The sequence below is a fragment of the Brachybacterium netajii (SeqCode) genome (assembly GCF_054114245.1).
Map to the genome: position 1 here is coordinate 304694 of NZ_JBSYXB010000003.1, position 19490 is coordinate 324183.

Below are 19490 nucleotides of genomic sequence, written 5' to 3' on the forward strand. Positions count from 1 at the left end.
CCGCGCACCTCCTCTCCTCCGGCCCTCTCTCCTTCCCCCGTCCCTCCTCACTCCGTGCAGTCCCCGCGTTTCCCCGAGCACCTCGCCGAATGGAGCAACGATGCACCACCGACCCTCGCCCGACGCCGCCCCTGCCCCCGCCCCGTCCTCCTCGTCCGTCGCCGCCGCCCGTCGGCCCCTCGCGGCGCTCGCGGTCCTCCCGCTCGCGCTGGGTGCGCTCGGCGCCGGCCTCGTCGTCGGTGCCGCACCCGCCGGCGCGGAGACCAGCGCGACCGCCGAGACCACAGAGACCACAGAGACCACAGAGACCGCCGCCGTCGCCCGCGATGCGGAGCGGCTGGATCGGGCGCCGGTCGCCGTCGCGACCGACGACGGGGTGTTCCTCTCCTGGCGGCTGCTGGGGGACGAGGCGATGGACACCGGCTTCGTCGTCTACCGGGACGGTGAGCGGATCACCGAGGAGCCGGTCACCGGCTCGACGAACCTGCTGGACCCGGACGGCACGACCGACGCGGTCTACCGCATCGCCGTCGTGCAGGACGGGCGCGAGTTCTGGACCGGCGAGGAGTTCACGGCCTGGGACGACCAGTCCCTCGACATCCCGCTGGACAAGCCCGCGGGCGGCACCACCCCCGACGGCGTCGACTTCGAGTACCGGGCGAACGACGTGATGGTCGGCGACCTCGACGGCGACGGCGAGCTCGAGCTGGTCCTCAAGTGGGACCCCACGAACTCGAAGGACAACTCGCAGTCCGGGTACACGGGGAACGTCTACCTGGACGCCTACGAGCTCGACGGCACGCAGCTGTGGCGCATCGACCTGGGCGCGAACATCCGTGCGGGCGCCCACTACTCGCAGCCGCAGGTGTTCGACTTCGACTCCGACGGGACCGCCGAGGTCATCGTCAAGACGGCCGACGGGACGGTCGACGGCGAGGGGACCGTCATCGGCGATGCCGACGCCGACTACCGCAACAGCGCCGGGTACATCCTCGACGGCCCGGAGTTCCTCACCGTCTTCGAGGGCTCCACCGGTCGCGCCGTCGACACGATCGACTACGTGCCCGCCCGCGGCACGGTCACCGACTGGGGCGACGGCTACGGCAACCGCGTCGACCGCTTCCTCTCCGCGACCGCCTATCTCGACGGCGAGCATCCCAGCGCCGTCTTCGCCCGCGGCTACTACACGCGCGCGGTGCTGTGGGCCGTCGACTACGACGGCGAGCAGCTCACCGAGCGCTGGATCTTCGACTCCGACGACGAGGGCAACGAGGGCTACGCCGGGCAGGGGAACCACAACCTCTCGGTCGCCGACGTCGACGGCGACTCCCGCGACGAGATCGTCTACGGCGCCGTAACCATCGACGACGACGGGACCGGGCTGTACACGACCGGCCTCGGCCACGGCGACGCCCAGCACGTGGGCGACTTCGACCCCTCCCGTCCGGGCCTCGAGGTCTTCTCCGTCCACGAGTCCATGAGCGCGAGCGGGAACCGCGGCTCCACCTTCCGCGACGCCGCGACCGGCGAGATCCTCTGGTCGGTGCCCGCGCAGAAGGACACCGGGCGCGGCGCCATGGCCGACATCGACCCCCGCTATGAGGGGGCCGAGGGCTGGAACGTCGGCCAGGAGGCGAACTGGGACTCCACCGAGGGCTTCCTCATGAGCGCCTCGGGAGAGCAGATCGGCACCGCGATCCCCGCCGCGAACTTCGTGGCCCTGTGGGACGGGGACCTGCTCAGCGAGATCGTCGACCACACCTTCGAGACCGAGGGCCGCACCGGCACCCCGCTCGTCGCGAAGTGGGACTACGAGAACGGTCGGCAGGTGACGATCTTCGAGCCCGAGGGCGTCCTGACCAACAACGACACCAAGGGCAACCCCGCGCTGCAGGCCGACCTCCTGGGCGACTGGCGCGAGGAGCTGATCTACCGCACCGAGGACTCGACCGCGCTGCGCCTGTTCACCACCACGGACCTCACCGAGCACCGTCTGCGCACGCTGCTCTCGGATTCGCAGTACCGCCTGTCCGTGGCCTGGCAGAACGTCGCCTACAACCAGCCCCCGCACACCAGCTACTTCCTCGGCGAGGGCATGGAGACCCCGGCGATGCCCGCGGCGGCGTACACGACCGACGCGCCCGTGCTCGAGCCCGTCGACGGGATCGGGGAGGCGCCCGCCGCCGGCGTGCTCTCGAACGACAGCGGATGGGACACGGGCCTGCACGACGGCGACTACACCGTCACCATGGACCTGTGGTGGGGGCAGAACGCCACGGCCGTCCGCCTCTTCGAGAACGGCGAGCTGATCGCCGAGCAGGACCTCGCCGACGCGACCCCCGCCGCCCAGACCGCGTCCTTCGCGATCGAGGGCCGCGCCGACGGCACCTACGCGTACACCTGCGAGCTCGTGAACCCGGCGGGCACCACCGCCTGCAGCCCCACGACCGTGACCGTCGCGGACGCCGCCCCCGGCAAGGCCGTGCTGAGCGCGCAGGCGCCGTCGGCCGACGGCGCCCTCACGATCACCGCCGATCTCTGGTGGGGCACCAACGGGACCGCCCTCGCCCTCTACCAGGACGGCGAGCTCGTCGCCGAGCGGGACCTCGAGGCCGCGAGCCCCGCCGCCCAGTCGGTCGCCGTCGCCCTCGAGGGCGTCGCCCCCGGCGAGCACGTCTACGAGGCCGTGCTGTCCAACGCCGCCGGCGAGACCCGCACGGCGCCGCTCACGGTGACCGTCCCCGCCGGGCGCTGAGCCGGTCCCCGTTCGTCCGCCCGTTCGCCCACCCGTTAGCCCGCCCGCCCCGATCTCCCAGGAGCTGCCATGCCCGCATCCGTCGACCTCCGCTTCATCGAGGGCGCCCCGCCCGCGCCCGTCCCCGTCCAGTGGGGTGTGCCGTGGGAGCGCGGGGCGCTCGCGGAGGCGGGGGAGTGGCGGCTGCGGGCCGGGCGGGCGGGGCATGGTGCTCCCGGCGCCGACGGTGCTCCCGCCGCCGCGCCCGTGGACAGCTGGGTCACGGCGCGCTGGCCCGACGGGTCGGTGAAGTGGACCGGTCACGCGGCGCTCGCGCCGTCGGCCGCGGAGCTCGTGCTGGAACCGGCGGGGACGACCGGCGGCGCCGACGCCGACACCGCCGACGCCCCGCGGCTGTCGGTCGAGGAGTCCGACGAGGGGATCGTCGTGGACACGGGCGCGCTGCGGCTCGTCGTCGCGGCGCATCCGAGCGCGCCGATCCGTCGGCTGGAGGTCGACGGACGGGTCGTCGGCCGGGAGGGGCGGATCGTCGCCTCGTCGGCCGCCTCCCCGGTGCGGACCGCGCCCCGGCGCGAGCACGCGGTCGTCACGACGGGCGTGCGCGTCGAGCGGGCGGGCGCGGTGCAGGCGGTGCTACGGCTCGAGGGCCACCACGAGATCGGCCGTGCAGGCGGCGCGGGAGAACAGGTCCTGCCGTTCGTGCTGCGGCTGTATGCGACGGCGGGGTCGAGCCGGGTGCGGGCGGTGCATTCGATCGTGTGGGATGCGGATCCGGAGGCGCTGTTCCTGACCTCGCTGGGCCTGCGCGTCGACGTGCCGCTGCGGGCCGCGCCCCACGACCGGCATGTGCGGATCGCCGGCACCGCGCGCGAGGACGGCACCATCGGGTTCCTCACCGAGGCGGTCCGCGGGATCACCGGGCTGCGCCGCGATCCGGGCGAGGAGGTGCGCCGCGCGCAGGTCGAGGGACGTCCGACGCCGCCGACGGACGCCTGGGCGCCAACGGTCTCCCGGCGGCTGCACCTCGTGCCGACCTGGGACGCCTGGACGCTGCGCCAGCCCGGCCCCGAGGGATACACCCTCGCCAAGCGGACCGGGGCGGACCGGCCCTGGATCACGGCCGGATCGGGTCGGCGCGCCGCCGGGTACGCCACGCTCAGCGACATCCACGGCGGCATCGGCCTGGGCCTGCGGGACCTCGGCACGCGTCCGCCGACGGGGATCGACATCGAGGGCGCCGCGGGGGATGCGGGCGATGGGGATGCGGGCAGCGTGACCGCGTGGATGTGGGCGCCGTCGGCCGACCCCATGGACCTGCGGTTCTACCACGACGGCCTCGGCCAGGACACCTATGTCGACCAGCTCGAGGCCCTCGAGATCACCTACGAGGACTACGAGCCCGGCTACGGCGACGCCCGCGGCATCGCCCGCACCCACGAGCTCGCGATCGACGCCTTCGCCGCGACCCCGCCGCATGCCGAGCTCGCCGCGCGCGCCGCGACCTCCGCGCTGCCCCCGCAGATCCTGCCGACGCCCGCGCGGCTGCATGCGGCCGGCGTCTTCGGCACCTGGGCGCCGGCGGACCGCTCCACGCCCGCGCGGGCCGCGATCGAGGACCGCCTGGTCTGGCTGCGCGAGCACTACCGCGACCAGGTCGAGCAGCGCGGCTGGTACGGGTTCTGGGACCAGGGCGACGTCATGCACGCCTACGACGAGGACCGGCACATCTGGCGCTATGACGTCGGCGGCTACGCCTGGGACAACTCCGAGCTGTCCCCGGACCTGTGGCTCTGGTACGACGTCCTGCGCAGCGGCGACGCCGACGCCTACCGCCTCGCCGAGGCCATGACCCGCCATACGAGCGAGGTCGACGTCTACCACGTCGGACGCTTCGCCGGCCTCGGCACCCGCCACAACGTCCAGCACTTCGGCTGCAGCGCCAAGCAGCTGCGGATCTCCAACGCCGTCTACCGGCGCATCTTCCACGCCCTGACGGCCGACGAGCGGACCGCCGAGCTCCTCGACGAGATCGCCTGCTCCGAGGAGGCGCTGCTGCGGGTCGACGCGACCCGCAAGGTCCGCACGGACGTCTACGCGCCCGACCGCCGCGCCCTCGCGATCGGCCTCGGCACCGACCTCGGCGCCCTGCTGGGCGCCTGGATCTCCGCCTGGGAGCGGGGGAGTGCGGGTGCAGGGTCCGACGGCGCGGGGTCCGACGGCGCCGCCGCGGCCGAGCAGAAGGTCCGGGCGATGCTGCGGGGCATCGGCGAGCTCGCGCAGGGCCTGTTCACCGGCGAGGCGCTGTGGGATCTGGACCGTCGGGAGCTGGACACCTCCCGCGACCGGGTGCAGGTCTCGCATCTGGCGGCCGTGTTCGGCCTGGTCGAGATCATGACCGAGGCGCTCGACCTCGTCGACGAGCCCGCCGCCGCGGCCGCCTGGCAGGAGTACTGCCGCTACTACCTCGCGACCCCTGAGGAGCAGACCGCGCGCTTCGGGGCACCCCTGACGGGGATCTCGCTGGTCCCGGCGTACAGCCGGCTGCTCGCGGTCGCAGCGGCCGGGGCCGGCGGGGCGGGCGCTGCGGATCCGGTGCTCGCCGCGTGGGCCTGGGATGCCTTCTTCGTGGGCCTCGGCGACCAGCTGAACGTGAACTCCCTGGTCGCGCAGGAGCAGTGGGAGCGGACCCGGATCGACGGGCCGACGGTGCTCGAGCCCGTCGACGAGGCCGCCTTCGTCTCCACCAACGACGCCGCCCAGTACGGGCTCGCCGCCATCCAGAACCTCGCCCTGATCGGGGACGCGCTGGACGCGGGCGCGGGCGCGTAGGATCGTCGTGCATGCGCTTTCCCGCCCCCGGATCTCGATGAGGAGACCTGATGACCTATCACCTCGCCGGTGACTCGACCGTCGCCGCGTGCCCGCCGTCGGAGCATCCGATGTCGGGCTGGGGCGCCGTGCTCGGGGAGGTCGTCGACCGTCCGGTGCGGAACCTCGCCGTCGGCGGCGGCACCACCGAGTCCTGCCTCCAGGAGTACTGGGACGAGCTGCTCGCGGGCATCGCCCCGGGCGACACCGTGATCCTCCAGTTCGGGCACAACGACCAGAAGCAGCCCGAGCTGCTCGCCGCCCGCGGCGGGTACACCGAGCGTCTGCGCCGCATGGCCGCCGACGCCCGCGCGCGCGGGGCGGGCGTCGTGCTGTGCACCTCCGTCGAGCGCCGCCGCTTCGTCGGCGACCGCATCGCCCCCACCCACGGCGACTATCCCGATGCCGTGCGCGACCTCGCCCACGAGATCGACGCGCCCCTGATCGACCTGCAGGCCTTCACCGCCTGGCTCTACGAGGACCTCGGCCCCGAGGGGTCGATGGGCCTGCTCAGCCACTATCCCGTCGGCATGCACCCCACCTGGCCCGAGGGCCTGCATGACGACACCCACTTCCAGCTCCGCGGCGCCCGCAAGGTCGCCGCCTTCGTCGCACGGTCCCTGCGGGGCATCGAGCGCGCCGACGGCGGCATCCCGGCCGCGCCGCCCGCCGCGTCCGTCGAGCCCGGCCCGTCCGCCCCCGAGGAGACCCGATGACCGACCCCGCCCTCGAGGCCCTGCTCGCCGCGAGCACCGCCCGCAGCCCGCACCGCTGCTGCTTCCTGCTGCACGTGCGGCCCGAGCGGCTCGTCGACTACGTCGCCGCCCATCAGGACGTGTGGGAGGAGATGCGCGAGGCGCTGACGGAGGCCGGCTGGCGCAACTACTCGCTGTTCCTGCGGGCGGAGGACGGGATGGTCGTCGGCTACTTCGAGTCCGACGACGTCGACGCCGCCCAGGACGCCATCGCCCGCGCCGCCATCAGCCCCCGCTGGGAGGCCGCGATGGCCGAGTACTTCGCCCCCGGCGGCGGCGACAAGCAGGTCCTGCCGCAGTACTTCCACCTCGCCTGATCCTCGCCCGCCCCCTCTCCACCGCCTGAACGGAGCCCCATGAGCACCCCGCCTTCCGCTGTCCCCGACGCCCCTGATGTCCCTGACGTCCCGGGCACGATGGCGCGCCGCCTGGCCGTCATCCTGGAGGCCTCGCGGCGCGGGCCCCTGACGGAGGCCGACGACGCCGCCTGGAACGCGCCCTACGGCCCGGCCGAGGAGTGGGAGCTGCGCGTCGAGGATCGTGAGGCGCCCGGTCCGCACGGCCCGGTGCCCGTGCGCGTCTACACGCCCGTCGGCCCCGCGGAGCGGCCCCGTCCGGTGCTCGTGCACTGCCACGGCGGCTCCTTCCAGCATGGCGACCTCGACATGCCCGAGGGCGATCACACCGCCCGCGGCGTCGCGGGACGGGCCGACGCGGTCGTCGTCTCCGTCGACTACCGGCTGTGCGACGAGCCGCCCGGCGGCAGCCCCGCCCGTCGGATCCCCGGCACCGATCCCGCGCTCGACGTGCGCTCCCCGATCCCGTGCGACGACGTCATCGCCGCCGTCGACTGGACCCGCGCGCAGGCCGCCGAGCTGGGCATCGACCCCGACCGCCTCGCGGTGAGCGGGGCGAGCGCCGGCGGCAACCTCGCCGCGGCCGCCAGCCTGCGGCTCGCCGAGGCGGGCCGCGCCCCGGCCGCCTCGCTGCTCATGTACCCGGTGACGCATCCGCTGAACCCCGAGCCGACGGACGAGGAGAGCGCCGCCCTCGCCCTCGTGCCCGACCGCTTCCGCTTCACGCCCGAGGGCATGCGCCGCATGACCGAGAACCACCTCGGCGCTCCGCTCGAGACCGCGACCTTCCACGAGTACCCGGGTCTGGGCACCGCCGAGCAGCTGGCGATCCTCCCGCCCACCTACATCGAGGTCGACGAGCACGACGACCTGCGCCGCAGCGCCCGCCGCTACGCCGAGCAGCTCACGGAGGCCGGGGTGCCCGTCGAGCTCGAGGTGCGCCGCGGCGTCACCCACGGGCACCTCAACAAGCGCGGCCTCGCCGAGGCCGCCCAGTCCTGGGACCGCATGGCCGGGATCGTCGCCGGGCTCTGAGGCGGGCTCCTGCCTGCCCTGCCGGGAGGGGACGTGCATCATCCCCTCCCGGTCCTCCGTCATGCCCGCCGCCGGATCGACGCGCCGCCACCGCGCCCTCACCGCGCCTGCACCGTGACCTTCTCGTGTCCTGCGGCGCTCTCGACAAGCCTTATCGCACCGGTTAAATTAAGTCGCATCGCAGAGGCGGGCAGTGAGGCCCGCACCGCAGGACGGCAGTGAGGCCGACCGCGTCCGAGCTGCGATCCGACGAAAGGCACATCGATGAGCCTTCCTCAGTCCTGCCTGCGGGCCGGCACCGAGGCGACGGCCCGGGGGAGCGTCCCGGGCGCCGAGGAGCGGCGGCACGCCCCGATCGCGAGCATCGGAGACGGACGGTGACCGCGCAGGCGGCCCCGCTCGCGGCGGAGAGCGCCGTCGAGGCCGCGCCCGCCCCCGTGACCGGACGGCGCCGCAGCGTCCGCGCCCGCCTGTGGGAGAGTCGCGCGCTGCTGGTCATGTGCCTGCCGGCGATCATCTTCTTCCTCGTGTTCAGCTATGGTCCCCTGCCCGGCAGCTGGGTCGCGTTCACGAACTACAACTTCCGCGACGGCATCTTCGGCAGCGAGTTCGTCGGGTTCAAGAACTTCGAGTTCCTCGTGAAGTCCGGACAGCTCTGGCTGCTGACGCGGAACACGCTGCTGTACAACCTCGCCTTCATCATCATCGGCAATATCCTGCAGATCGCGCTCGCGATCATGCTCAACGAGGTGCGCCAGAAGTACTTCAAGAAGGTCAGCCAGGCCGTGATGTTCCTGCCGTACTTCATCTCCGTGGTGCTGATCGGCGTCATCGCGTTCAACCTCCTGAACTACGACACCGGCGCCGTCAACGCGCTCATCGAGAAGTTCGGCGGCGATCCGATCAAGATCTACAGCACCGCCGGCCTCTGGCCGATCATCATCGTGCTGTTCCACCTGTGGCAGAGCACGGGCTACGGATCCATCGTCTACTTCGCCGCGATCATGGGCATCGACAACTCGATGTTCGAGGCATCGGCGATCGACGGCGCATCCGCCTGGCAGCGGATCCGCTACATCATCCTCCCGAGCCTGAAGCCGACGTTCATCATCCTGCTGCTGTTCTCGCTGGGCGGGATCATGAAGGGCAACTTCGGCCTCTTCTGGAACCTCATCGGGAACAACTCGGCGCTGTTCTCCAGCACGGACATCATCGAGACGTCCGTCTACCGGATGATCATGTCGCAGAACAACTTCACGGCCTCCACCGCGGTGGGCCTGTACCAGTCGCTCTTCGGCTTCGCCCTGGTCATGATCTGCAACTGGATCGTGCGCCGCATCAACTCCGACTACGCGCTCTTCTGAGAGGAGGATCGACATGACCAGCAGCAGTGCCGCCGAGGTGCTCCCGACCGCGTCGACCTCGACGCCGGTGCGGAACAAGCCCGTGAAGGTGAAGCTCGACCGCAGCGAGGTCGTGCTGAGGATCATCTCCTACGTCAGTGTCACGATCTTCACCATCTTCTGCGCCCTCCCGTTCATCCTCATCGTCTCGGCCTCCTTCTCGAGCGAGGCGGAGATCATGAAGGATGGCTTCGGGCTCCTTCCGCGAGGATTCTCGCTCGAGGCCTACGAATACATCTTCCGCTACCCGCGGGCGATCCTCGGCTCCTACGCCGTCACGATCATCATGACGGTCGCCGGAACGGCCATCGGCCTGTTCATCATCGCGATGACCGGTTTCGCCATCCAGCGCCGCGACTTCGTCTACCGCAACTACATCTCGTTCTTCATCTACTTCACGACGCTGTTCTCCGCGGGCCTGGCCCCCACCTACCTGTGGATCACGCAGGTGCTCGGCCTCAAGGGGTCGTACATGGCGGTGTTCCTGCAGCTGCTGATGACGCCCTGGCTCATCATCCTGATGAAGAACTTCGCCCGCTCGGTCCCGTGGGAGATCGTCGAGTCGGGGAAGGTCGACGGGGCCGGTGACTTCCGGATCTTCATCCAGCTGGCGTTCCCGATGCTGAAGCCCGCGCTCGCGACCGTCGGCCTGTTCCTGGCGCTCGGCTACTGGAACGAGTGGTACCTGTCCTCGCTGTATCTCGGCAGCGCCGTCGAGTTCAAGCCGCTCCAGTACTACCTCTACAACGTCATCAACACCGCGAACGCGCTGAAGAACTCCGTCGCCGGCGCGAACGTCACGGTGACGCAGCTGCCCACCAACACCCTGAAGATGGCCAGCGCGGTGGTCGCCACCGGGCCGATCATCCTCCTCTACCCGTTCGTCCAGAAGTACTTCGTCACCGGTCTGACCGTCGGCGCCGTCAAGGGCTGAGGCCCTCGCACCGGCCCCGACGGGCCCGCCCGGCACGACCCTCCCGCCCCACCCGTTTCCGCTCCATCCCTATTCGTGTCGCAGACAAGGAAGTTGAGGACACCTCATGGAACGCAGGACCCTTCTCAAGATCGGCACGGCCGCCGTGCCTGCCCTGTTCGTCACCTCCGTCGCCGCGGGCTGCTCGTCCGACGGCGGGAGCGGCGGCGACAGCGGCACCCCGACGATCACGATGCTCGTGCTCGGCGACAAGCCCACCAACGGCCGCCTCGAGGCGATGCTCGAGCAGCTGAACGCGAAGCTGGCCGACAAGGCGAGCGCGACCCTCGCGCTGTACTACGTGGAGTGGGCGGACTGGCAGACCCAGTACAACGTCCAGCTGCTCTCCGGCGACGGCTCGATCGACCTCATCGGCACCGCGACCGACTGGCTGTTCGCCTGGGACAACGCCTCCAAGGGCGCCTTCCTCGAGCTCGACGAGGCGATGCTGCAGGAGAACGCCCCGCAGACCTGGGAGCAGGTCGACGGCGCCGGCCACTGGGACCTCACCAAGCTCGACGACGTCATCTACTTCGCCCCCGAGGACAACTACACCCAGTACACGAACCACGGCTTCTTCTACCGCGGCGACTGGGCGACCGAGGCCGGCTTCACCGACGGCACCATCACGAAGTTCGAGGACTTCACCGACTACTTCCAGTGGGTCAAGGACAACAAGCCGGAGGCGTACCCCTGGGACGTGTCGGGCTCGAACGCCGCCGTCCTCGACGGCTACATCGCCGGCCACGGCGACTTCCAGACCCTGCAGGGCGTCAGCGCCGGCAACTACTACCCGCTGCACACCAAGGAGTCGGATCCCTACACGATCACCTCCTGGCTGATGGAGGGCGACCTGCTGGCCGAGGCCTCTGCGATCGCCAAGCAGTGGAACGACCTCGGCGTGTGGCGCGAGGACGCCGTGAACTACGACGGCGACACCCGCGAGCTGTTCTACGCGGGCCTCTCCGGCGCCGACCAGCACCACACGCAGACCTTCCTCACCGGCATCGTCTACAACATGACCGCCAAGCAGGAGGGCTCGGAGCCGAAGTTCTTCTACTGGGGCAGCGAGAACGGGAACTTCTTCAAGGACCTGAAGACCCATGGCGCGATGGCCGTCTCCTCGGCCAGCACCAACCCGGAGAAGGCGCTGGCGGTGTACGACCTCCTGCGCAACGACGAGGAGTGCTACCGCCTGATCAACTTCGGCATCGAGGACACCGACTACGTCGTCACCGACGACGGCAAGCTCGACTACCCGGAGGGCTTCGACCCGTCGACCGACGGCCTCGGCGCGAACTTCTGGTACGGCCGCATGGACGACTTCGAGCTCGACAAGGTCACCGATGCGGACTTCAAGTGGGACTTCTACGCCGAGCTCGACGCGGTGGCGAAGGACTACCCGTACGAGACCTTCGTGATCGACCAGAACCCCTTCGCGCCGTCGCTCTCCGCGGTCAGCGGCGTGCTCTCCGAGTACCTGCCGCAGCTGCAGTACGGCAAGTTCGACGACCCGACGTCGGCGATCGCGGACATGCGCTCGGCGCTCGAGTCGGCGGGGATCAACGACATCATCGCCTCGGTGCAGGAGCAGATGGACACCTGGGCCGCCGACAACGGCCTGAGCTGACCGGAGCGGGTGCGCGGGCGGCCCACGCCCGCGCACCCGGCCCCGGCCGCACCACCCGTTCCACCCGCACGACCCGCACGACCGGCAGCACGACCAGGAGGAGGCAGACATGAAAGGCCTGATGGCGGCGGACTCCCCGCTGCAGAGGATGCTCGGCCGGGTGGCCGACGTGATGATCCTGAACCTGCTGTTCCTCCTCGCCTGCCTGCCGGTGGTGACGATCGGGGCGGCGCTCACGGCGCTGAACTTCTCGGCGCTGAAGATGGTCGAGGGCTCCACGGAGTCCGTCCACGAGACCTTCCTGCGCTCCTTCCGCCGCAACTTCCGGCAGTCCACCGTGCTGATCGGCATCACCGTCGGGATCCTCGCCGTGCTCCTGGCCTGGTGGATCGTCGCGACGAACCTGCAGATCAGCGGGCTCGGCCTGCTCGTGATCTACGGGGCGCTGATCATGATCGCGCTGCGTCTGCTGACCTTCCTGCTGTTCCTGTTCCCCTACCACGCGACCTTCGAGGGCGACACCCGCGAGGTGCTGCGGAACGCGCGCAAGATGTCGGCGCGCCACCCCCTGGCGGCGCTCGCCATGGCCGCCGTGCTCGTGCTCCCGATGGTCGCCACCGCCACCGATCCCGCGCTGGCCGGCTACGGCCTGCTGTGGCTGCTGTTCGGCTTCGGCGCGATCGCCTGCGTCAACGCGTTCCTGCTGCGCGCGGTCTTCGCCCGGTACATCCCGACCCCGAAAGAAGCATCGTGAACAACCCCCTGCCCGCGTCCCTCGAGCTCGCTCCCGGTGAGCTCCGCTTCGACGGAGCGCCCGGCGTGCTGCTGTGCTCCTCGGTGTTCCCCTTCCGGATCCCCTCCGAGCAGTGGGCCCACCGCCTGCGTCTCGTGCGCGAGTCCGGCTACCGGATGATCGACGTGTACGTCCACTGGGGCTTCCACGAGGAGGTCGAGGGCGAGATCGACCTCGAGTCCCCGGAGCGGGACCTGCGCCGCTTCCTCGCCCTCGCGGCCGAGGAGGGCCTCGCGGTGATGGCCCGTCCCGGGCCCTACATCTGCTCGGAGACCGACGGCGGCGGACTGCCCTGGTGGCTGCACGGCCGACGGGGCGGACGCCCGGTCGAGATGCGCACCATGGACCCCGTCTACCTCGAGGCCGTCGGACGCTGGTTCGACGCCGTGATGCCGGTGCTCGCCGAGGCGCAGACCACCCGCGGCGGCCCGGTCGCCCTCGTGCAGATCGAGAACGAGCTCGACTTCTTCGACTGCCCCGACCCCGCGGCCTACCAGACCTGGCTCGCCGAGCGGGCGCGCGCGAACGGCATCGAGGTGCCGCTCATCGCCTGCGCCGGGCAGGGCGACCTCCACGGCGCCTCGGGCGACGCGGAGGGCGTCGTGCCCACGGTGAACCTCTACCCCGCGGACACCTCGACGACCTTCGACGAGGAGGCCCGCCGCTACGCCGCGGAGCTCGCCGGCCGCGGCCTCCCGCTGCTGGTCACCGAGACCAACCGCCTGCACCGGACCCTGCGCCGCGAGATCCTCGCCGGCGCGCGCCTGGTCGCCCCCTACCTGCAGACCTCCGGCTTCGACCATCTGGTGCTGCCGTCGGCGGGCAACTGGGGCGATCCCGGGAACCTCATGACCCACGACTACGACTTCGCCGGGTACATCAGCCCCGACGGCCGTCGCCGCCCCGAGTTCGACGAGGCGATCGTGCTGTCCGCGACCCTCGAGGCCTGGGGCGAGCGGCTCGCCGCCGCGCAGCCGGAGCCGCTCGTGCCCGCGCTCGTCTCCGGCCCGGCGGGGGAGCGGATCGTCGGCGGCGCCCTCGCCCTGCCCGGCGGCGGGCATCTCGTCGGCCCCGCCGCGCTCGGCGAGGAGCCGCTGCCCGTGCGCCTGCACCCGTCGTCGGCCGAAGGGATCTCTGCCGACGGGACCGCCGTCGCCGCCGTCGTCCCCGCGGGCGCGTGCCCCTTCTGGGCGCTCGACGTGCCGCTGGACCCCTGGGGCCGACGGGGCGCGATCGCCGTCGCGACCGCCGAGCTGGTGGGGATCCGCCGCGACGGCGACGTCCTCGAGCTGCGCTTCGAGGGCGCGGCCCACGCCCGGGTTGTCCTCGAGGTCCCGGCGGCCGACGGCGGCACGGCCCGCCTCGAGGTGGCCGCCGACGGGACCGCCGAAATCGCCGGCACCGGCACCGGCACCGTCTCCGGGGCCGACGGGGACACCCGTGTCGTCCTCGTCCCGCGCCGTGCGAGCGTCGCCGATCCGGAGCCGGTCGCCGAGCGTCCGACGGTCGTCGGCGCCGTCGTCGGCGATCTGCTCGCGGATGCTGCGGATGCTGGGAACGCGGCGACCGCGGCGAGCATCCCCGATGCCGAGGAGCTGGGGCTGCGCGACGGACGGGTCGACGTCGAGGCGGAGCTCCCGGCCGCGGCGCGCGAGCTGCTGCTGCTTGGCGCGGCCGACATCGTCCGCGTCGTCGTCGACGGCGTCGACTGCGGCGCGCAGGTCCCGCACGGCGCCCCGCTGTCCTTCCCCCTCGCGCCGGGGAGCGCGCACCATGCCCGCGTGACCGCGGAGATCTGGGGGCGCGCGAACTTCGACGAGGCCCGTCGGCCCGCCCTGCGGCTCGGAGCGGGCCGCGGCGTCGGCCGGGTGCTCGCCGTGACCGACGTCGAGGACGTGACCGACCTGTGGAGCGTGCGCTCGCTGCCGGGCCATCGCGGTGGCGGCGTGCTCGCGCAGCAGCCGCTGCGCGGACTCGGCGGCTGGTCCAGCACCGATGCCGGCGGCGACGTCGTCTACGCGCGGACCCTCGCGCTCGCCGGCGGCGAGGACCGCGTGCACGTGCTGCGGCTGCAGGGGCTCACCCATCCGGTGCGCGCGAGCATCGACGGCGGCCCCGAGACGCTCGTCATGCCGGCCGCCCCCGTGCTCGTGCTCGATCGTGCTGGTGCTGGTGCTGGTGCTGGTGCTGGTGCTGGTGCTGGTGCTGGTGCGGGGACCGTCGAGGTCGCGGTGCGGGCGCCGCATGTGCCCGGCGGGCTCGTCGACGGCGTGGAGCTGCTGACGTCCCTCGAGGTCGCGCCGACGGCGGTGCGCGCGCAGAGTGCCCAGGAGCTGGTCGGCGCGGTGCGCAGGGCGGTCGCGGGCATCGAGCTCGCGTCGGACGCCGGGCTCGCGGCGGACGCGCCGTCGGACGCCGCGCCGATCGCGGGACTGCCGCTGCGGGTGCAGCCGGGCCGTCCGGCGGTGCTGCGGGTCGCGGCGCCCGGGTCCGCCGCGGGGGCTCCGGCCGCCGCCGACAGCACCGGCGGCGCGCTGCTCGACGTGGCGGGCGAGGACGTCGAGGTCACGGTGATCGCCGGGGACCGGCGCGTGTCGCGCCACGTGCTCTCGTCGGCCGCCGTCTCCGGGGGCGACCCGCGCCGCTCCTGGATCCCCGCGGGCTGGGCGCCGTCGGACGACGTGCTCCTGCTGGTCGAGGCGCTCTCGCCCGACGGCGGGACGCTCGGATCCGTGAGCTGGTCGGCCGTCCCGCGCTGAGCGGCACAATGGGATCCGTCGGTCCCGCGCCCCGGTGACGGGGGACGACGGATCCCCGGGAGGAGAACGATGGCCGCGAAGACGTCCAAGGACATCCGCAACGAGAGCCGCTTCATGGTGCTCCGGTCGGTGTACGCGAGGGGGACGGTCACCCGGGCGCAGATCAGCGCCGAGACCGAGCTGAGCCCGGCGACGGTCACCACGCTGGTCGGGGAGCTCCTCGACGAGGGCGTGCTGCGCGAGGCCGGCCGGATCTCCTCCCAGGGCGGGCGTCCCACCTCCACCTTCCAGGCGAATCCGCAGCGCGGCGCCCTGCTCGCCGTCGACGTCGCCGAGACCTATGTGCGCGTGGAGCTGTACGACCTCGCGCTCGCGGCCCTCGACGCCGAGCAGGTGGAGCTGAGCGTCGGCTCCGGCGAGAGCATCGCGACGATCGCCGCCGCGATCGCCCGCTGCACCGAGGCGCTCCTCGCCCGCAAGGACCCCTCCTCGGGGGACGTGCTGGGCGCGGGCGTGTCCCTCCCCGGGCAGGTCGATCCCGTCCGCGGCGTCGACGTCTTCGCCCCGAACTGGGGCTGGCGCGACCTGCCGGTCCAGGAGGAGCTCGAGCAGGCGCTCGGCGTGCCCGTGCGGATCGACAACCCGCTGATGGCGCTCGCCACCGGCGATCTCTGGTTCGGCGCCGGACGCCGCTTCCGGGACATGGTCGCGGTGAACCTCGGCACCGGCGTCGGCGCCGGGATCATCATCGACGGCCAGCTGCTGCGGGGCCTCGGCAACTCCGCCGGCGAATGGGGCCACACGACCCTGTGCTGGGGCGGCCGCGAATGCCGCTGCGGACGCAGCGGCTGCATCGAGGCGTACATCGGCGTCGAGGGCATCCGCCGCACCCTCGCCGAGATCGCCCCCGACCACGAGCTCGCCTCCGTCGAGCATCACCGCGCCTTCATCGAGCGCCTCACGCGCGCCGAGGCCGCCGGCGACGAGGCCGCCGCCGAGGCGCTGCGCCGCACCGGCGACTATCTCGCCGCGGGCGTCGGGAACCTCGTGAACCTGGTCAACCCCGAGCACGTCTCCATCCTCGGCTGGATCACCCGCTACGCCGGCACCGAGCTGCGCGAACGGGTCCGCGAGCGCATCGCCGAGGAGTGTCTGCCCGGCCCCGGCTCGATCGTGAACCTCGAGTTCACCGAGGCCGACGGCGAGGTCGTCTCCCTCGGCATGGCGGTGCTCGCCCTCGAGGCCTTCCTCGCCCGCGTCGGCCTGCCGAGCTCGACGAGCGTCCCGGCGCCCGCCGTCGTGGACCGCGAGGAGCGGCCGACGGGCGTCTGGGCCTCGCCCGGACGGGCGCGGCGCGCGGCCCGCTGAGGGGTCAGCGGTCTCCCGTCACCGGCGGCGAGCCCGCCAGTGCCCGGGCTCCCTGCTGTCATGCGCATACGCGAGGATGTGGACGGCCCCGGCGCTGATCGCGTAGACGATGCGGACCCTGAAGCGTCCGATGCGGCGACTGCGCAGCAGCAGCCCGGGGGCCTCGAGGTAGGGGGACCGGGAGTCGGGGTCGCGGGCGATGTCGCTGAGCGCCCGTGCGGCGGCGTCGAGCAGCTCCGCACCGAGTCCGCGTCGGACGTCCTCGAGGTGGCGAGCCATCGCGATCAGCTCCGCGCGCGCTTCGCCGTCCTCCTGCAGCGGGGAGGTCATGCGCTGCGGGAGCGGAGGGCCGCTCGGGCCAGGGAGATGGACTCCCACGGATCGACGATCTCGGCCCGACCGCCTGTGAAGGCGTCGTGGCGTCGGAGGACCTCGGCCTTCCACTTCTCATCGACCGCCTCCGCGGTCGTCGACCCGGCTCCGTCGTCCAGGACGCGGACGAGGTCCTGGACGAGCTGCTCGAGCTGATCGCGGTCGAGCAGCGTGGCCTGGCGGAGGATCTCGGCGGCGTCGGGGGATGCGGCGTCAGGAGACATGCCTCGAGTGTAGGGCGGACGACTACCATCGGACCCATGCCCGCCGATCGACCCAGCACCATGGTGCAGGACTACCTGAAGGTCATCTGGAGCGCCCAGGAATGGGACGACGGCTCCATCACGACCGGCGAGATCGCCGAGATCCTGCAGGTGACGCCCTCCTCCGTGTCCGGGAACCTCAAGCGCCTGGCCCGTGACGGGCTCATCGAGTACGAGCCCTACGGGGCCATCGAGCTGAGCGACCCCGGCCGCGCCGAGGCCGTGCGCGTGGTGCGCCGCCACCGCGTGCTGGAGACCTATCTCGTCGAGCGGCTCGGCTACGGCTGGGACGAGGTGCACGACGAGGCGGACCTGCTGGAGCATTCCGTCTCCGATCGTCTGCTGGAGCGGATGGACGCCGAGCTCGGCCACCCGACCTCCGACCCCCACGGAGATCCGATCCCCGCCTCCGACGGGACGGTCCACCGGCCCGACGCCGGCCGGCTCGCGGACCTCGCCCCGGGCTCCTGCGGCCTCATCGCCCGCATCTCCGACCGCGACCCCGGCCTCCTGCGCTATCTCGACGCGCGCGGCATCGGCGTCGGCACGCACCTGCGGGTCCTCGCCCGCTCCGAGGCCGCCGGCGCGCTCGCCGTCACCTGGACGGCCGACGACGAGGCGCGCGACCTGGACCTCCCGCTGGTGGCCGCGCGCGCCATGCGCATCGCCCCCGACGAGCACCCCGCGGGCTGACGAGCAGGCACCGCGGGCCGACGGCGGGATGCCGTCGGCCCGCGGGACCTGCTCGACCTGCGGTCAGGCGTGCTGGAGGGAGCGGTCCGACGCGTCGTCGGCCCCATCGCCCGCGTCGTCGTCGTGACCGGCGCCCGCGCGACGGAAGGGCGCGGCGAGCGTTGGGCCGATATGGCGGCGGTTCATGATCAGCACGACGATCGCGATGCCGATCTGCAGGACGCTGAGGACCCAGCGGCCCTCGGTGCTCGTGATCGCGAACTGCGCGGCGAAGATCGCGAGCAGCGCGACCGCGGCGCCGCGGTGGAAGCGCAGGCCGAGCAGGATCGCGACGCCCATCAGGGTCTGGCTCGCGGTGAGGGTGAACTCCTCGATCTGGCGGGCGTCGAGCGCGAGCTCCCACTGGCCGCCGCCGAGGCGGTGCGCGATCGGGAGGGAGCCGACGAGCAGGCTCCACTGGTTGATCTTCGAGGCGATGAGCGTGCAGATCGCGGCGGCGCCCAGGCCGCGCAGCGCGAACAGCACCGCGACGATGAACTCGGGGGCCTCGGAGGCCAGCGGCGCGAGCCACTGCACGAGGAAGTAGCTGTCGATGCCGAGCGAGGACCCGGATTCCACGAGGGCGTTCGCGAAGGGCTCCGCGCTCGCCAGGATCACGGCGGCGGAGCCGACGAACATGCTGACCACGGTGATGCGGCGGGCGCGCTGAGCCATGTCGGCGATGATCTTCGAGGCGCCGACGAACTCCTCCTCGTCGTCGTCCTCGCCGTCGGCGCTGACACCGGCGCGCCACATGTACAGCGCGAACACGACGATCAGGGCGATGCCGAACCAGATCGGGATGGAGCCCATGGCGGGGATCGCGAAGGCGACGACCGCGAGGATCGCGAGGACGCCGATGTCCAGCCGGGCGGCGGCTGGGAGGACCAGGGCGCGCAGCGGGTCCGTCGGACGGGCGTCGGCGGGGGAGGCGTCCTGAGCGGCCTGCTGGGCGAGGCCGGCGCGGCGCGCGACCAGCAGCGAGACCAGCACGACGAGCGGCCAGCCGAAGCCCAGCAGCAGACGGTTCGAGCCGGTCATGTTCGCGGCCGCGAACTGCTCGTAGGCGGGATCGGAGCCCGAGCGGAAGGCGTAGTACAGGTCGACGGCGTACTCGGGGAGCACGGCGATCAGCGCGAGGATCGCGATCGCGAGCGCACCGGAGATGTCCTTCTGAGCGGCCTCCGCGGCCCAGCACAGGGCGAAGGACGCGGCGACGACGGCCGCGCCGAACAGCAGCAGCTCGACGACGGGATGGGCGGAGGCACCGGAGACGCGCAGCACGATCGCCGGGGCGGCGATCGCGAGGCACAGGATGATCCGGCGGAGCAGGGGAGCGGGCATGGGGATCCTCGGGAAGCGGCCCGGACAGCGGGCCCGTCATGATGGGGCGCGGCGGGGACCAAGGTCCTCGCCGCGTCGCATCGG

15 protein-coding genes are annotated in these 19490 nt (G+C 72.3%); 12 read left to right on the forward strand and 3 right to left on the reverse strand.

Annotated elements, in window-relative coordinates:
- The first annotated feature begins 100 nt into the window (after positions 1 to 100).
- The 11 genes from ACXET9_RS08640 to ACXET9_RS08690 all read left to right on the forward strand — a co-directional run bounded on the left by ACXET9_RS08640 (position 101) and on the right by ACXET9_RS08690 (position 16695).
- Positions 101 to 2755, forward strand: a complete 2655-nt coding sequence (locus ACXET9_RS08640; RefSeq protein WP_457886132.1) for a rhamnogalacturonan lyase family protein — start codon at positions 101 to 103, stop codon at positions 2753 to 2755.
- A 69-nt stretch (positions 2756 to 2824) separates the two neighbouring features.
- Positions 2825 to 5584, forward strand: coding sequence for an exo-rhamnogalacturonan lyase family protein (locus ACXET9_RS08645; protein ID WP_457886134.1), 2760 nt, complete (start codon positions 2825 to 2827; stop codon positions 5582 to 5584).
- A 50-nt stretch (positions 5585 to 5634) separates the two neighbouring features.
- Positions 5635 to 6339, forward strand: a complete 705-nt coding sequence (locus ACXET9_RS08650) for a GDSL-type esterase/lipase family protein (protein ID WP_457886135.1) — start codon at positions 5635 to 5637, stop codon at positions 6337 to 6339.
- Positions 6336 to 6695 carry an L-rhamnose mutarotase gene (locus ACXET9_RS08655; protein WP_457886136.1) on the forward strand — a complete coding sequence of 120 codons (360 nt, stop codon included), beginning with the start codon at positions 6336 to 6338 and terminating at the stop codon, positions 6693 to 6695. The genes ACXET9_RS08650 and ACXET9_RS08655 overlap by 4 nt, the downstream gene beginning before the upstream one ends.
- A gap of 39 nt (positions 6696 to 6734) precedes the next feature.
- Positions 6735 to 7769 (forward strand): alpha/beta hydrolase, encoded by a 1035-nt coding sequence (locus ACXET9_RS08660; RefSeq protein ID WP_457886137.1) that lies wholly within the window; start codon positions 6735 to 6737, stop codon positions 7767 to 7769.
- A 377-nt stretch (positions 7770 to 8146) separates the two neighbouring features.
- Positions 8147 to 9133: an ABC transporter permease gene (locus ACXET9_RS08665; RefSeq protein ID WP_457886138.1), complete on the forward strand. Its 987-nt coding sequence runs from the start codon at positions 8147 to 8149 to the stop codon at positions 9131 to 9133.
- Between the two features lie 13 nt (positions 9134 to 9146).
- Positions 9147 to 10106, forward strand: a complete 960-nt coding sequence (locus ACXET9_RS08670) for a carbohydrate ABC transporter permease (protein ID WP_457886139.1) — start codon at positions 9147 to 9149, stop codon at positions 10104 to 10106.
- Positions 10107 to 10212: 106 nt separating this feature from the next.
- Entirely contained in the window at positions 10213 to 11775 is a 1563-nt protein-coding gene (locus ACXET9_RS08675) for a DUF3502 domain-containing protein (protein ID WP_457886140.1), read from the forward strand.
- A gap of 109 nt (positions 11776 to 11884) precedes the next feature.
- Positions 11885 to 12529, forward strand: coding sequence for a DUF624 domain-containing protein (locus ACXET9_RS08680; protein WP_457886141.1), 645 nt, complete (start codon positions 11885 to 11887; stop codon positions 12527 to 12529).
- The gene (locus tag ACXET9_RS08685; RefSeq protein WP_457886142.1) at positions 12526 to 15327 is read left to right on the forward strand and encodes a beta-galactosidase; all 2802 of its coding nucleotides are present in this window, start codon (positions 12526 to 12528) and stop codon (positions 15325 to 15327) included. Before ACXET9_RS08680 ends, ACXET9_RS08685 begins: the two co-directional genes overlap by 4 nt.
- A 69-nt stretch (positions 15328 to 15396) precedes the next feature.
- Positions 15397 to 16695, forward strand: coding sequence for an ROK family protein (locus tag ACXET9_RS08690; RefSeq protein ID WP_457886143.1), 1299 nt, complete (start codon positions 15397 to 15399; stop codon positions 16693 to 16695).
- Positions 16696 to 16713: 18 nt separating this feature from the next.
- On the opposite strand, the gene ACXET9_RS08695 is transcribed toward ACXET9_RS08690, so the two are convergent.
- Positions 16714 to 17025: a hypothetical protein gene (locus ACXET9_RS08695; RefSeq protein ID WP_457886145.1), complete on the reverse strand. Its 312-nt coding sequence runs from the start codon at positions 17023 to 17025 to the stop codon at positions 16714 to 16716.
- Entirely contained in the window at positions 17022 to 17291 is a 270-nt protein-coding gene (locus ACXET9_RS08700) for a hypothetical protein (RefSeq protein WP_457886146.1), read from the reverse strand. Before ACXET9_RS08700 ends, ACXET9_RS08695 begins: the two co-directional genes overlap by 4 nt.
- A 36-nt stretch (positions 17292 to 17327) precedes the next feature.
- Between ACXET9_RS08700 and ACXET9_RS08705 the strand changes: the two genes are divergently transcribed.
- Complete coding sequence (locus ACXET9_RS08705) at positions 17328 to 18023, forward strand: metal-dependent transcriptional regulator (protein WP_457886147.1); 696 nt, start codon at positions 17328 to 17330, stop codon at positions 18021 to 18023.
- A gap of 63 nt (positions 18024 to 18086) precedes the next feature.
- On the opposite strand, the gene ACXET9_RS08710 is transcribed toward ACXET9_RS08705, so the two are convergent.
- A complete protein-coding gene (locus ACXET9_RS08710; RefSeq protein ID WP_457886148.1) occupies positions 18087 to 19406 on the reverse strand; it encodes a sodium:proton exchanger in 1320 nt (439 codons plus the stop codon).
- Positions 19407 to 19490 lie beyond the last annotated feature (84 nt).